This is a genomic window from [Empedobacter] haloabium (assembly GCA_008011715.2).
Lineage (GTDB): Bacteria > Pseudomonadota > Gammaproteobacteria > Burkholderiales > Burkholderiaceae_D > Rugamonas > Rugamonas haloabia.
In genome coordinates, this window is the sequence record CP136508.1 from 4,962,873 (window position 1) to 4,976,974 (window position 14,102).

Sequence of the window (14,102 nt, forward strand, 5' to 3'; positions counted from 1 at the left end):
GGGCGTTTTTTTTCTTCCTTCGATCAGCCGAACAGCTTGTTGGCCGTCTTGGCGATCAATTCCCCCTGATGCCGCGCACCCGCCAGATCCAGTTCGCTGGGCTGGCGCTGGCCCTGGCCGCCGGCGATCGTGGTGGCGCCGTACGGGCTGCCGCCCACCACCTCGTCGAGCGTCATCTGGCCCTGGAAGCTGTACGGCAGGCCGACGATCGTCATGCCGAAGTGCAGCAGGTTGGTGATCAGCGAGAACAGCGTCTGCTCCTGGCCGCCGTGCTGGGTGGCGGTGGACGTGAAGGCACCGCCGACCTTGCCGTTGAGGGCACCGCGCGCCCACAGGCCGCCGGTCTGGTCCAGGAACGCGGCCATCTGCGACGGCATGCGGCCATAGCGCGTGGGCGCGCCCAGAATGATGGCGTCGTAGTGTTCGAGGTCGGCCACCGTGGCCACCGGCGCATCCTGGCCCAGCTTGAAGTGCGCGTTTTTCGCCACTTCTTCCGGCACCGTCTCCGGTACGCGCTTGATATCGACGGTCGCACCGGCGGCGCGGGCGCCTTCGGCCACGGCCGCCGCCATGGTTTCGATATGACCGTAGGACGAGTAATACAGAACCAGAACTTTCGACATGAGACTTCTCCTTTGATGGGTACCGCGAAGGCGGGCACTCCAGCATAGGAGCTCGGCGGCCGGAATGCCAGCCGCCAGAAGGCAGAGATGGCGCCTGCGGCGTCAGCTTGCCGGTGGCTCCGGCAACTCCTCCATTGCGATCTCGGCCAGGTCCAGCAAGCCTTGCAGTTCGGTCGCGCGCAGCTTGCGCGGCTCGCGGTCGATCACGCACAACGTGCCCAGCGCATTGCCGGCCTTGTCGCGCAGCGGTACGCCGGCATAGAAGCGGATGTGCGGATCGCCCTGCACCAGCGGATTGTCGCGGAAGCGCGCGTCGGCCGACGTGTCTTCGACCACGAACGTTTCGTCCTGCATGATGGCGTGCGAACAGAAGGCCCATTCGCGCGGCGTCTCCTGGGCCGCCAGCCCCACCCGCGCCTTGAACCACTGGCGCTGGGCCGTCAGCAGAGAGATCAGCGCGATCGGCGAGCCCGTCACGGCGGAGGCCAGGCGGACGATGCGGTCGAAGCGCGCCTCCGGCGGGCTGTCCACCAGGCCGGAAGCGGCCAGGGCCACCAGCCGGGTCGCCTCGCTGTCGGCCACCGGATAGGAAGGCGCCTCCTGCGGCCGGAACTCCGCCGGCGACACCGCCGACAACGCCGCTTCCACGGCCTGTCCTACCGTCGCGGTGCGCGGCGCCGCGGCCGGTTCCATCAGCCGCGCGATGCGGCTCAGGCGGGTGCGGCGGTGCCCGCCCGGCGTCTTCCAGGATTCGATGGCGCCGCTTTCCATCCACAACTGCACGGTGCTCGTGGCCACGCCCAGCAGGCGCGCGGCCGCGCTGGTGGTCAGGATGGGATCGTCGTCGCTGGGCTTGCTTGCAGGGTTGCTGTCCATGGTGGCCTTTCGTGTCCCGGCAGTATAGACAATTGCCGACCTGCAGCCAAGATTTGATTTATTTGACGAAGTAACGCAACAACGTCCAGATTTCGTCAAATTATGTTGCGCTATCGCAATTTTATCGGCATCATACCGCTCAGATTCATCAAATTCACTGTGTCGAGACCGATATGAACTTTTTCCGCACTGCGAGCATCGCCACCAAGCTGTACGCTGCTTTCGCGCTGGCCCTGCTGTTCACCCTGGCGCTCGCCGTCACCGCGATCTCGCAGGTACGCATGATCGATGGCGCCCTGATCAACGCCGAGACGCTGCGCCGCGACCAGCTGGACGTCCTGTTCGATGCCCGCGAAGCGCTCGACCAGACCGGCATGGCCGCCCGCAACGCGTACATCTTCACCGATCCAGCCGCCGCAGGGCGCGAGCTCGACATCGTCGACCAGCAGAAGGCGCTGTACCTGGCGGCCCTGCGCAAGCTGGAGCCGGCCCTGCACGACAGCGCGGCCTTCCAGAAAGTGCGTACCGGCCTCACGCAGATGGCGCGCGAGCTGGAACGCCCGCGTCAATACCGCACGGCCGACGACATGGCACGCTTCGGTACCTTCCTGGTGGAGGAATGCAGCCCGCTGCGGCGCCAGATCGTCGCCGACATCGGCGTACTGCTGGCCGAACTGCAGCAACGCAGCGCCGCCGCCAACGCGGCCACCAACGCGCAGGCCGCCCGTGCCCAGACGTGGATCGTCACGCTGGGCATCCTGGCGGCGCTGGTCAGCGCCGCCACGGGGGTCGCCATCGTGCGCGGCCTGCTGCGCCAACTGGGCGGCGAGCCGCGCTACGCGGCCAGCGTGGCACGCGGCATCGCCCGCGGCGAGCTGCATCGGGCGGTGGACACGACCCAGGCGGCGCCCGCCAGCCTGCTGCAGGCCATGAGCACGATGCGCGACAGCCTGTCCGGCATCGTCAGCCGCGTGCGCGGCGGTACCAACGCCATCGCGACGACCTCGGCCGAAATCGCCTCGGGCAACCAGGACCTGTCGCGCCGCACCGAGACGCAGGCCAGCGCGCTGGCCCAGGTGGCTTCGTCGATGAAGCAGCTGATCGCTTCGGTGCGCCGCAACGCCGACTACGCCGCCGAGGCGCGCAAGGTGGCCGAAAGCGCGGCGCAGGTGTCGCAGCAGGGCGGCATGGCCGTCGAGGGCATCGTCAGCACGATGAACCTGATCAACGAGTCGTCGAAGAAGATCGTCGACATCATCGGCGTCATCGACGGCATCGCCTTCCAGACCAACATCCTGGCGCTGAACGCGGCGGTCGAGGCAGCGCGCGCCGGCGACCAGGGCCGCGGCTTTGCGGTCGTCGCAGCGGAGGTGCGCAACCTGGCGCACCGCTCGGCCGCCGCGGCCAAGGAGGTCAAGGTGCTGATCGAGGATTCCGTCAGCAAGGTCGGCGCCGGCACCGAACTGGTGGGCGAGGCCGGCCACACGATGCAGGGCGTGGTCGCCAGCATCGACCGCGTGACGCAGCTGATGGCCGACATCTCGCACGCCAGCCGCACCCAGAGCGACGACATCGAATACGTCGACGCGGCCATCGTGCAGCTGGACGACATGACGTCGCAGAACGCGGCGCTGGTCGAACAGGCCGCCGCGGCGGCGCAGGCGCTGCGGACGCAGGCGGCCGAACTGGCGGAGGTGGTCAATACGTTCCAATTGGAGGACGCCGCCGCGCCAGCGCGGCTGGCGCTGGCCGCGTGAGCGGCGACGGGATTGCATAAAATTTAACTCTTATGATAGGGTGCTGGCTTTCAAACGGAGCCACGCATGCACTGCCGCATCACCCTACCGCTCTTGCTGCTGCACGGCGCCCTGCCCGCCGCCGTGCCGGCCGCGGCTCCCGCCGCGCCCGGCCCCTGGTCCGTCATCGCGCCGCTGGTCGCAGGTACCTATGCCGGCACCTGCGGCGAGCGCCCTGGCGCTGCCGATGCCCCTGGCGCGATCGCGGTAGGCGCCGATGGCATGGTGCGCTCGACCGGTATCGAATTCGACCCGCGCGACAGCGAGTTGGTGGAGCTCTGGCGTGGGCCCGAGGGCAAGGCCGTGCGGACCAAGGTGGTGCTGCGCACCATGTACGAGGAAGCCTATTTCCTGTTGCTGCCGGAGGGCGACAGCTACAACGCGGCACTCAAGTCGGGCGAGCGCACCCTGGGCTGCAAGGGTGTGACAACAGTGCCGAAGCTGAACGAACGAGCGCTCGCCATCGCGCTGGCGCCCTTGCTGGAGGCTTCCGGCAGCTTCGAATGCCGCAACGGCGCGGGCGAACCGCCGCGCACCGGCACCTTCCGCCTGGCCCAAGGGCACGTCCAGCTGGACCGGCGTAAATTCGACCTTACCCAGCCTGGCACGGAAACCCTGGCGATCTCCAGGGGCCGCGGCATGCAGTACAGCTTCCTGTTGAACGACGGCCGCGGGGTCACCGCGTTGTACGACGCACGAGGCAAGCTCAAAGGCGCTGCAGCCTACGAGCGGGGCGTGCCGGTACTCGGCTGCGGCGCGGAAGACTGACGGCGACGCCCCCCTCCGTAGGGAGGGTTACCGGAACGACCTGGCCCATGCTAGCGTACGGGCCTCACCGATCTGGAGGTTCCATGCTACGTCGCACCGCCCTGCTCTCCGCCCTGACACTGTCCCTGCTGCTGGCCGCCTGCGGCAAGAAGCATGAGCAAGCAGTGGACGACAGCGTCGCCGCCGAGAACGCGGAGGCGCAGGCCACGGAAGCGCCGGTGGAAGAGCCCAAGCCGGAGCCGAAGGCGGACTACTGGCAGTTCGTCGGCCCGCTGGTCGCCGGCACCTACGAAGGCGAGTGCGTGCGCCTGCCGGATGCGCGCAAGATGGACGCCACCATCAAGGTCGGTGCGGACGGCAAGGTTTCCTCTTCCGGCCTCGAGGTCGATCTCCACACCGCCAAGACGATCATGATGATGCGTTCGCGCGACGACAAGGGCCAGTACAGCACCGTCGCCACCCTCGCGGTGGACGAAGGCCAGGGCGGCACGCTGTCACTGCAGTCGGGCAAGGAGAACGGCGCGAGCCTGGGCAAAGGCGAAACCGGCATCGCGTGCACCACGGTGACCGCCAACCGCAACTTGAACGCCCGCCCGCTCTACCAGTCGGTGGCCAAATTGCTGGAAGGCCGCAAGCAGACCATCGGCTGCCTCGATACGAAGAACCTGCTGGTGCGCCGCAAGCTCGATTTCGCCTTCGACAATGGTGTCGTCAAGATCGGCGACGCGTCGTTCGACCTGAAGGACGCCGTGGGCGAAGGCTTCACGGTCAACGACGATGGCAAGAACGTGGGACTGATCGTCGAAATGCCCGCCAAGCGCACGCTCAACGTGCTGTTCGATGGCGCCGGCAACGTCACGCTGCTGCAGGCGCATAACGACCAGGAGAGCACGCATCACTGCATGGTCGAGAGCTGACCGTTGTAACCCCTGGGGTCAGGTTCCTCACTTCGGGTCATAGACCCGAAGTGAGGAACCTGACCCCGGTACTTATTGGGCTTGCCACCCTCCCCCCATCGCGCGGTACAGGTCCACCGACGCCGTCAGCAAGCGCGTGCGCAGCTGCAGGCGCGCGACATCGGCGGCGTACAGGTTGCGTTGGGCGTCCAGCTCTTCCAGGTAGGGCGCATAGCCGTTGCGATAGCGGTTGCGGGCGATGCGCAGCGTTTCGGCCGCCGTGGCGCGGCGCGCGTCGTTCTGCACGACCTGTTCGCGCAGGCGCGCGAACGCATTCAACCCATTCTCCGTTTCCGCGAAGGCCTGCCGCACCGTGTTTTCGTACGCGGCGATGGCCTGGTCGCGCAAGGCGGCGGCGGAATCGGTTTGCGCCTGCACGCGGCCACCGTCGAACAACGGCGCCACCAGCGCGCCGCCCAGGCGCCACAGCCGCGTCGGTGCGTGCAGCAGGTCGCTGAATTCGGTCGACTGGATGCCGCCGGTGGCCGTCAACCGGAACGACGGCAGCAATTGGTCGCGCGTGGCGGCCAGCTGCGCGACCGATGCGGCGATGGTCTGCTCGGCACGGGCGATGTCCGGACGGCGGCGCAGCAGGTCCGACGGCAATCCCGCCGGCACTGGCGGCGGCGCCAGGTCCGCCAGCGGCGTGCCGCGCGCGATCGGTCCCGGCACGCCACCGGCCAACAGCGCCAGCGCATTTTCCTGTTCGAAGATCTGGCGCTGCAGTTGCGGCACCTGCTCGGCCGCCGCATCGTACTCGGCCTGCGCCTGCAGCCACTCCAGGCGCGAGCTGTAGCCCACCTCGAACTGGCGCCGCGCCAGGTCGCGCGACTGCTCGCGCAGTCTCAATGTCGCCTGCGCCAGCTCCAGCTGCGCGTCCAGGCCGCGCAGGGCCAGGTAGCCGCTGGCGACGTTGGCCGCCACCGACAGCGCCGCCGCATCGGCATTGGCCTGCTCCGCGCGCAGGGTCGCCGCCGCCGCTTCCGTGGCATTCGCCAACCGGCCCCACACGTCGATCTCGTAGGCCGCCTGGAACTCGGCCTGGTAGGCATTGCCCACGTGCGGCTGGCCGTTGTACAGCAAGGTGCGGGCGCGCCCGGCGCTGGTGTCGAACGACAGCGTGGGGGCTTGCGCCGCCGCCGTCGCGCGCACGCGGGCCCGGTAATCCTCCAGCCGCAGCCGGGCCACGCGCAGGTCGCCATTGTTGGCCAGCGCTTGCGTCACCAGCGCCGTCAGCGCGCGATCGTTGAAGCCTTGCCACCAGGCCCGGTCCACCGGACGGCTGGCCACGTCCGCCAGCGGCGGCGCGCGCCAGCCGGCGGGCACCTGCAGCGTGGACGCCGGCGGTGGCGCGACCTTGGCCGCGCAGCCGGCCAACAGCGCGGCCAACAGCGCGGCCAGCAGGGCCGCCCTGGCCGGCCGCCTCATCGCCGCACTCCGGCCGGCGTCGCCGGCGCATCGTCCAGCTGCGATGACGTATCGATGCTGACGATGACGGACATGCCGGGCCGCAGCCGCTGTGCCATCTTCTGGCCCGGATCGATGCGGATGCGCACCGGAATGCGCTGGGCGATCTTGACGTAGTTGCCCGTCGCGTTATCGGCCGGCAGCACCGAGAATTCCGAGCCGGTGGCCGGCGAGATGCGTTCGACCTGCCCCGTCAAGGTAGCGCCATCAAGGGCGTCGACCTTGAAGGTGGCGCTCTGGCCCACGTGCACGCCGTTCATCTGGGTTTCCTTCAGGTTGGCGATGACCCACATCTGCTGTGGCACGAGGCCCATCAACTGGGCGCCGGAGTTGACGAAGGCGCCGCGCCGCACCGTTACCTGGCCCAGTTGGCCATCGGACGGCGCGACGATGCGCGTGTTGTCCAGGTCCACCTGCGCCGCCTTCAGCGCCGCTTCCGCATTGGCCACTGCCGCCTCCAACGCGGCGCGGTTGACGGTGACCGATTGCGATTGCTGGCGCGAGATCTCGACGTTCGCCTGCGCCTGCGCCACCGCGGCCTGCGCCTGCGCGCGCGCGGCGCGCTGGGCATCGCGTTCGCGCTGCGACAGCGAGCCGTCGCGCACCAGCTCCTCGACGCGGCGCAGGTCGGCTTCGGCGCGCGTGGCCTGGGCGCGGGCATTGGTCAGCGCCGCTTCCTGCAGCGCGATGGTGGCCGCCGCGCTGCGGCGCGACTGTTCCCAGTTCGCCAGCGCGGCCTTTTGCGCCGCCACTTGTGCCTGCGCCTGCTGCAGGCGCTGCTCATAGACGCGGCGGTCGATCTCGACCAGCAGGTCGCCCTTGCGCACGAACTGGAAGTCCTGCACGTGCACGTCCGTCACGTAGCCGGACAGCTGCGTGCCGATCACCGTGACCTGGCCGCGCACCAGCGCGTTTTCGGTCGACACGATGGGACTGGTGAAGGGCGGCAGGCGCCAGGCGTACAGCACGATCAATACACCGATCAGCGCGACCAGTGCGAAGCCGATGCCGGCCAGCCATTGCTGGCGGCGGTCGGGCTGGGCCGGCGCCGCGGGCGGAGCCGCGGCGGCGGGAGCAGAAGCAGGAGTCGTATCGTTTGCGCTCATTGCGATCCGGAGTTGTTGAGTGAGACCTTGGCCATGCCGGTGGCGGCGTTCTGCGCCGGCACCGGCGGCACGTGCGCCGTCAGGTGCTGCCACAGCCAGTGCGCCACCATCCACAGCAGCGTGGCGACGGCCACGAGGGAAATCAGCAGGAAGACATCGTTATAAGCCAGGATATTGGCCTCGCGCGTGGCGGCCGCGCCCAGCGCTGCCACGCCCTGGGCATTGCGCAGCGCCGGGTCCATCAGCGTGGCGCCCAGCGCGGCACCGCTGCCCTGGATGCGCGCGGCTACCTGCGGGTCCAGCAGGGTCAGGTGCTCGACCAGCTGGCTCGAATGGTATTTTTCGCGCAGCACCTGCACGGTGCCCACGATGGCGGAGCCCAGCAGACCGCCCAGGTTCTGCGTCATCGAGAACATGACGGAAAAGCTGATCAGGTTTTTCGGCTGGGCGATGATGGCGCCGAAGCCGGACACGAACACGGGCCCGATGAAGAACGTGCCGGCAAACGCCAGCAGGAACTGGCTGACGTACATCTGCGCGGGCCGGGTCAGGTTGGTGGCGTGCGAATCGAGCCACGCTCCCACGGCCATCAGCGCCAGCGAGAGCATCAGCGAGGCCTGGATGCGGGCCGGGGTGATCGTCAGCGCGCTCACCGCCATGCCGGCGATGCTGGCCACCAGGGTGACCAGCCACAAGTCGCGCATCTGGTCGTTCTGCAGGCCCAGCGCGTTCAGGAAGCCCACCGTGCCGGTGGCCTCGGACTGGACGATGCGGATCAGCAGCACCGACAGCGCCAGCCGCAGCATATTGGCCGTCGTCAGCCAGCGGATGTTCAGCAGCGGGTTCTTGCGGTTGTGCTCGATCGTGACGGCCGCCGTGACGAGGACGATGGAGCCGACCAGGCACCAGCCGATCCACGGCGCCTCGAACCACCACACGGTGCGGCCCAGCGCCAGCGCGGCGCACAGCAGCGCCACGCCCGGTGCGAACAGGGCGAACGTAAGAAAGTCCAGTTTTTCGAAAGCGCGAATGCGGTCGCCCGGCGGGAGTTTCAGCAGCAGCACGCAGCCCAGCGACAGGAGCGTCATGCCCAGTTCGAACGAATACAGGCCGCGCCACTCGGCGATCTCCAGCAGCTCGCTGGAAAACAGCCGCGCGATGGGCAGCGCCAGCTGGGCAAAGCCGATGCCCAGCACCACGCCCTTCAACCGGTGTGCGGCGGGGAAGCCTTGCAGCGTGTAGTACAGGCCCAGCGTGGTCAATGCGCCGGCGCAGATGCCGCTGGCGGCGCGCACGGCGATCGCCGAGGCCAGGCCGTGCACGAACAGGTGCGCCAGGGTGGTAAGCGCATACAGCACCAGGAACAGCTCGGTGAACAGGCGCAGGCCGTACTGCTGGCGGAACTTCACCAGCAGCAGGTTCATCGACACATTGGCCATCACGTAGGCGGCCGGCAGCCACTGGATCTCCGACGCGTACACGCCCAGCGAACCCTGCGCGTACGTGAGGTTGACGGTGACGAGCGCATTGCCCAGGCCACCCGTCAGCGCGACGATGAAGCCGACCAGCAGGTAGGCGAAGCGGCGCCGCGTCGAGTGCAGCGGCGTCGAGGGCGAACCTGGCAGCATCGGCCGCTCGTGCGGCTTCCAGGTCTGGGGAGCGTAGACATCCATGCGGTGCCTGATCTGTTCTTGTTCTCACGTGAACGAGCATAGCACCGGGCCGCCGTCGCCGGCGGCCCGGTTGCGCGACTCATGGCAGAGCCGCGTCTATTGCCGATGACAGACGATCGTCAGACCATCGGCGGGTCGGTCTCGCGCTGCCACACGCGGTGGCCGGCCAAGACGGTCTTGAACGCGGCCAGCGCCGCGCTCACGTCCGCCGGTTCGGCGCCGATGATGCCCGGGTCGGGCGAGCCGTCCGGCAGGTTGGCCGGGATGTCGGCCTTGGCCAGCAGCTGGGCGCCCGCGTCCACCACCATGATCGGCTTGCAGTGGCGGTATTGCAGGCGCACGAATTCCAGCGCGTTGGCATCCATCGACAGCGCCTGCGCGGCCTGCTCGCCGGCCGGCACGATCATCGCGTCGTAGATGACCGACGGACCGGCTTCCAGCGTGATCTCCACGTCCAGCGTGCCGCCGTGGCAGCCGGCCACCTTGCCCAGCCGGCTGCCGACGATGCGCGGCACCGCGCCGTCGGCCAGCAGCGAGGCGTAGATGGCACGGGCGCCTTCGACGTCGCTGCCGTTGGCGACCAGGATCGCCACGCGGCGCGTGTGGATGCCGGTCTGGCCCGGACGCGCCAGCAGCGACAGCGCGGGCGACGGCGGATACTCCGGCAGTGGCCGCGTGGTGGCCAGTGGCTGCGGCGGCGGCACATCCATGCCCAGACCCTCGGCCACGGCGGCGGCCAGCGTTTCATCCACGTTGACCAGCATCGACAGCATGCGCTCGCGGATCGCCGGCACCTGCACCCGCGTCAGCTCGAAACGGAAGCCGCCGATGATGTGGGTCTTCTCCACCGGCGTCTGGCTTTGCCAGAACAGGCGCGCCTGCGAATAGTGGTCGGCGAACAGCTCCGGCTTGCCGCGCACTTTATCTTCCGTGATCGGCTGCGGGAAGCTGGTGAAGCCCTTCATGCGGCCGGCCTGGAACGGGCAGCCGCCGCCCAGCGAGTTCGGCTCGTAGGCCACGCGGCCGCGGTTGATGGTCTGGCGGTGCATGCCGTCGCGCTGGTTGTTGTGGACCTGCGCGACCGGCGCGTTGATCGGGATTTCGTGGAAGTTCGGCCCGCCCAGGCGGCTGATCTGCGTGTCCAGGTAGGAGTGGATGCGGCCCTGCAGCAGCGGATCGTTGGTGAAGTCGATGCCGGGCACGATGTGCGCCGTGCAGAACGCCACCTGCTCGGTTTCGGCAAAGAAGTTGTCCGGATTGCGGTTCAGGACCATCTTGCCGATCGGCTGCAGCGGCACCAGTTCTTCCGGCACGATCTTGGTGGCGTCCAGCACGTCGAACGGGAAGCTTTCGGCCTGCTGCTCCGTGAACACCTGGATGGCCAGCTCGTATTCCGGGAACTCGCCCGCCTCGATGGCTTCCCACAGGTCACGCCGGTGGAAGTCCGGATCGGCGCCGCTGATCTTGACCGCCTCGTCCCACACCAGCGAATGGGTACCCTGCAGCGGCGTCCAGTGGAACTTGACGAAGACGGAGTCGCCGGCCGCGTTCACCAGGCGGAACGTGTGTACGCCGAAGCCCTGCATCGTGCGGTAGCTGCGCGGGATCGCGCGGTCCGACATGGCCCACATCAGCATGTGCATCGATTCCGGCATCAGCGAGGCGAAGTCCCAGAACGTGTCGTGCGCGCTGGCCGCCTGCGGGATGCCGTTGTGCGGCTCCGGCTTGACGGCATGGATCAGGTCCGGGAACTTCATCGCGTCCTGGATGAAGAACACGGGGATGTTGTTGCCGACCAGGTCCCAATTGCCCTCGTCGGTATAAAACTTGACGGCGAAGCCGCGCACGTCGCGCGCCGTGTCGGTCGAGCCGCGCTCGCCGGCCACCGTCGAGAAGCGCACGAACACGGGTGTCTTCTTGCCCGGTGCCGAGAACAGGCTGGCGCGGGTCAGGGCCGACAGGTCCTGGTAGCTCTCGAAATAGCCGTGCGCCGCCGAGCCGCGCGCGTGCACGACCCGCTCGGGAATGCGTTCATGGTCGAAGTGCGTGATCTTCTCGCGCAGGATGAAGTCTTCCATCAGGGTCGGGCCGCGCAGCCCCGCCTTCAGCGAATTCTGGTTGTCCGCCACCGGCACGCCCTGGTTGGTGGTCAGCTCGCGGTCCGACGAGTCGGCGCGCACGCGGTCCAGCGGGCCATTGGTGTTGTTCACGCCGATCGGTGGCTGGCCGGAACCCGTCTTGGGCGACGCGATGTTCTCGGCGGCCGTGCTGGCGGTGACGATGTCGCTGTCCGGCTGGGCGGTCTGGCCGGGCTGCGGATCACGCGCCGCGTCACCGTACTCGCCCGGCTTGTTGACGTTGTAGTCGATCTTGTCCGACAGCGCCATGCCGCCGGCCTGCTTCTCGAGCAGCACGTCGCCCTGCGGATTGTTGTTGCCCAGCGAGCCCGGTGGCGCCGCATTGGACGGGCCGGACACGGTGCTGAGAATGGAACCGGCACCATCGACGCCGGACTTGTTCTTGTTGTTGGCCATGAATTTTCCCTTTGGATGAAGAACCACGCGCGACGCGCGGACATGCCGATGCCCGGCCACGTTCCGGACGAACGGTGGCCGGGCGGTGCGCCCGTCAATGCGGGCACGTGCTGCGCGCGCGGATCAGTGGCGGCGCGAGCCCAGCAGCTTGGAGACGGCGTAGCCGGCAGCCATCGCCACCAGCACGGAAACGCCCGGGCTGTTGCGCACGTAGCTGCGGCCCGTCTCGGCCAGGCGCTGGTAGGCGACGTTCAGGTCGGCCGCCTTCTGGCCCAGCGTGTCGGACAGGTTGTTGACGTTGTCGGACACCTTGTCGACGGTGTCATGCGCCTTGCCCACCAGGCGGTCGGCGGTCGCCGGCACTTTGTCGGCCAGCTTGTCGACGGTGCTGTGCACGGTCGTTGCGGCTTTCTCGACGGCCGGCTGGGCCTTGTCCGCCAGCTTGTCGACGGTGCTGTGCACGGAGGATGCGGCCTTGTCGGCGGCCGGCTGGGCCTTGTCGGCCAGCTTGTCGATCGTGTTGTGGGCGTCGTTGCGGGTGCTGTTGCCGATCGGCGTCACAGAGCCGGTTGCGGTAGTGTTTTTATCCTGGTTGTCCATGATCGGTTTCCTTTGTTGGTGTTTGCGAGCTTGCGGATACAACGATAGGCCGCTTGACAATGTGTCACCGTGCGGGAACTAACAAAGAAGCCAGCGTCGGGTCAATGTGGGCCATGGCACGGAGGCCCTGGCGCGGCTGTGGCATGCTGTGCGTGTTTTCAGGAGGTCGTCATGCTGCCCATCCCGCCCATCGGCGAACGCGACCGCGTCGCCCCCGTCCACGTCCCCACCGCCAGGGCGGTGACGGCGCCACCACCGCCCGGCGTCGCGGTCGACGTTTCACCGCTGGGCCAACTGCTGGGCACCTTCGCGCAGGCGCAGAAGCGGCTGGGCGACCTGGCCGGTGCGGCGGTCGCGGATACGGGTGGCGACGTCGCCCAGTTGGGCGTCGCCGCCGGCGAGCTGGTGGAGGCGTTCAACCTGGCGCGCACCTTGCCGCTGCCGGACCAGGCCGCCCTGCGCGAGCGCCTCGCGCAGGCTTATGCCAGGCAGCGAGACCTGCTGGCGCAGGCCGGCATCGCCCTGGACCAGGAACGGCTGGGCGTCGACAGCTCCCGCCTGCTGGCCGCGTTCGGGGCCGGCCGCCAGCGCACCCTGGCATTGCTGGCGCAGGCGGCGGCCAGCTTCGCGGAGGCCCTGCCGGCCGCCCGGCCCGATGCCCCGCCCGAGCGGCCGGATGCGCGGTCGGACAATGCCGGGACAGTGCCGGAAACGCGGCTGCCAGAGGATTCCGGGACAGTCGCGGAGTTGGCGGCGGACCAGCTGGCGCAGCAGAGACAGGACAGCGCGGCGGATGCCGCTGCCCGGCGTGCCGAGGAAGCCGCGCAGGCGGCTGCCCGCGCCGCGGAGGCCGCCGCGCTGGCACAACGGCAGGCCGCGCGCCTGGCCGGCCCGCCTCGCCCGGAGGAGCAGCCGATGCCGCTGGAGCCCGACGACGACGCGCGAGCCGGCGCCCGCCGGCTCGCCGACTTGCAAACCAGCGCCGATCTCGAGTCGGCCAGCCAGGCCGCGCTGACGCGGGAGGCCCGGCAGGCCGCCTACCGGCTCGAAGTGGCACGCGAGGTGGCCAATGCCGAGATGGCGCGACAGGAGGATATCGCCACGCAGGACCAGCGCCTGATGGAAGCCCGGGGGGCGGCGCTGCGCCAGCTGGACAGCAGCCGGGAGGAAGACCTGGCAGCACAGGCGCTGGCCGACCGGCTGGCACGGCAACGCGCCGCGACCACGGCAAGCGAGGCGGACGCCGAGCGTCTGTTGCAGGAGCGGCTGGACGCCGTGCGGCGCGCAGCCGCCCATGTGCCGGATGAACCAGCCGATGCACCAGCCGATGCGCCAGCCGATGCGCCGGTCCCGATGGACGCCGGGGCGCTGCCAGCAGGGATCGCCCCCGATGACGTGCCGCGCGCTCGCGCCGACGCTGGCACCGCCAGGCCAGCGCCCGCCCCGAACGCGGCCGATCCCGCCGTGGCGGCGGCCATCGCCGCGCAGCGCCTGGCCGGTGGCGTGGCCGGCGGCGCGGCGGGCCCGGCCCCCGCCCCGCCACCGCGCACCGAGCTGGTGCCGCCGGTGCGACCCGTCACGCGGGTGGCTGCGGCCACGCCGATGCAGGGTGGCCGCACCGGTCCGCGCGGCACGGGATGACACGCAGCAATTTGGGCTTGCCGTCTTGTAAAGATCGTGGATAATCCCGCTGATCAACAATA

The 14,102-nt window shown here is 69.0% G+C and carries 11 protein-coding genes; 4 read left to right on the top strand and 7 right to left on the bottom strand.

The annotated features are described in order from the left end of the window. Nucleotides 1-23 precede the first annotated feature (23 nt). Nucleotides 24-623 carry an NAD(P)H:quinone oxidoreductase gene (gene wrbA / locus E7V67_021700; protein WUR12292.1) on the bottom strand — a complete coding sequence of 200 codons (600 nt, stop codon included), beginning with the start codon at nucleotides 621-623 and terminating at the stop codon, nucleotides 24-26. Nucleotides 624-725: 102 nt separating this feature from the next. Next, nucleotides 726-1,499 carry a GAF domain-containing protein gene (locus tag E7V67_021705; protein ID WUR12293.1) on the bottom strand — a complete coding sequence of 258 codons (774 nt, stop codon included), beginning with the start codon at nucleotides 1,497-1,499 and terminating at the stop codon, nucleotides 726-728. 173 nt (nucleotides 1,500-1,672) lie between these two features. Here E7V67_021705 and E7V67_021710 point away from each other — a divergent pair, with 173 nt between their 5' ends. The 3 genes from E7V67_021710 to E7V67_021720 all read left to right on the top strand — a co-directional run bounded on the left by E7V67_021710 (nucleotide 1,673) and on the right by E7V67_021720 (nucleotide 4,980). Further along, a complete protein-coding gene (locus E7V67_021710; protein ID WUR12294.1) occupies nucleotides 1,673-3,256 on the top strand; it encodes a methyl-accepting chemotaxis protein in 1,584 nt (527 codons plus the stop codon). A gap of 66 nt (nucleotides 3,257-3,322) precedes the next feature. Continuing rightward, nucleotides 3,323-4,063 carry a hypothetical protein gene (locus E7V67_021715; GenBank protein ID WUR12295.1) on the top strand — a complete coding sequence of 247 codons (741 nt, stop codon included), beginning with the start codon at nucleotides 3,323-3,325 and terminating at the stop codon, nucleotides 4,061-4,063. An 83-nt stretch (nucleotides 4,064-4,146) separates the two neighbouring features. Continuing rightward, on the top strand, nucleotides 4,147-4,980 hold the full coding sequence (locus E7V67_021720; protein ID WUR12296.1) for a hypothetical protein: 834 nt from the start codon (nucleotides 4,147-4,149) through the stop codon (nucleotides 4,978-4,980). A 72-nt stretch (nucleotides 4,981-5,052) separates the two neighbouring features. Here E7V67_021720 and E7V67_021725 read toward each other — a convergent pair whose 3' ends face one another. The 5 genes from E7V67_021725 to E7V67_021745 form a co-directional block, all read right to left on the bottom strand. Next, on the bottom strand, nucleotides 5,053-6,447 hold the full coding sequence (locus E7V67_021725; protein ID WUR12297.1) for an efflux transporter outer membrane subunit: 1,395 nt from the start codon (nucleotides 6,445-6,447) through the stop codon (nucleotides 5,053-5,055). Further along, nucleotides 6,444-7,592 carry an HlyD family secretion protein gene (locus E7V67_021730; GenBank protein ID WUR12298.1) on the bottom strand — a complete coding sequence of 383 codons (1,149 nt, stop codon included), beginning with the start codon at nucleotides 7,590-7,592 and terminating at the stop codon, nucleotides 6,444-6,446. Before E7V67_021730 ends, E7V67_021725 begins: the two co-directional genes overlap by 4 nt. Further along, the gene (locus tag E7V67_021735; GenBank protein WUR12299.1) at nucleotides 7,589-9,265 is read right to left on the bottom strand and encodes an MFS transporter; all 1,677 of its coding nucleotides are present in this window, start codon (nucleotides 9,263-9,265) and stop codon (nucleotides 7,589-7,591) included. Before E7V67_021735 ends, E7V67_021730 begins: the two co-directional genes overlap by 4 nt. Nucleotides 9,266-9,384: 119 nt before the next feature. Continuing rightward, entirely contained in the window at nucleotides 9,385-11,799 is a 2,415-nt protein-coding gene (locus tag E7V67_021740) for a catalase (GenBank protein ID WUR12300.1), read from the bottom strand. A gap of 123 nt (nucleotides 11,800-11,922) precedes the next feature. Then, nucleotides 11,923-12,399: a hypothetical protein gene (locus tag E7V67_021745; GenBank protein ID WUR12301.1), complete on the bottom strand. Its 477-nt coding sequence runs from the start codon at nucleotides 12,397-12,399 to the stop codon at nucleotides 11,923-11,925. 171 nt (nucleotides 12,400-12,570) lie between these two features. Between E7V67_021745 and E7V67_021750 the strand changes: the two genes are divergently transcribed. After that, complete coding sequence (locus E7V67_021750; protein WUR12302.1) at nucleotides 12,571-14,040, top strand: hypothetical protein; 1,470 nt, start codon at nucleotides 12,571-12,573, stop codon at nucleotides 14,038-14,040. Nucleotides 14,041-14,102: the final 62 nt, after the last annotated feature.

Coding starts and splice junctions, on each gene's coding strand:
- wrbA (WUR12292.1), bottom strand. CDS start 623: ATGTCGAAAGTTCTGGTTCTGTATTACTCGTCCTACGGTCATATCGAA.
- E7V67_021705 (WUR12293.1), bottom strand. CDS start 1,499: ATGGACAGCAACCCTGCAAGCAAGCCCAGCGACGACGATCCCATCCTG.
- E7V67_021710 (WUR12294.1), top strand. CDS start 1,673: ATGAACTTTTTCCGCACTGCGAGCATCGCCACCAAGCTGTACGCTGCT.
- E7V67_021715 (WUR12295.1), top strand. CDS start 3,323: ATGCACTGCCGCATCACCCTACCGCTCTTGCTGCTGCACGGCGCCCTG.
- E7V67_021720 (WUR12296.1), top strand. CDS start 4,147: ATGCTACGTCGCACCGCCCTGCTCTCCGCCCTGACACTGTCCCTGCTG.
- E7V67_021725 (WUR12297.1), bottom strand. CDS start 6,447: ATGAGGCGGCCGGCCAGGGCGGCCCTGCTGGCCGCGCTGTTGGCCGCG.
- E7V67_021730 (WUR12298.1), bottom strand. CDS start 7,592: ATGAGCGCAAACGATACGACTCCTGCTTCTGCTCCCGCCGCCGCGGCT.
- E7V67_021735 (WUR12299.1), bottom strand. CDS start 9,265: ATGGATGTCTACGCTCCCCAGACCTGGAAGCCGCACGAGCGGCCGATG.
- E7V67_021740 (WUR12300.1), bottom strand. CDS start 11,799: ATGGCCAACAACAAGAACAAGTCCGGCGTCGATGGTGCCGGTTCCATT.
- E7V67_021745 (WUR12301.1), bottom strand. CDS start 12,399: ATGGACAACCAGGATAAAAACACTACCGCAACCGGCTCTGTGACGCCG.
- E7V67_021750 (WUR12302.1), top strand. CDS start 12,571: ATGCTGCCCATCCCGCCCATCGGCGAACGCGACCGCGTCGCCCCCGTC.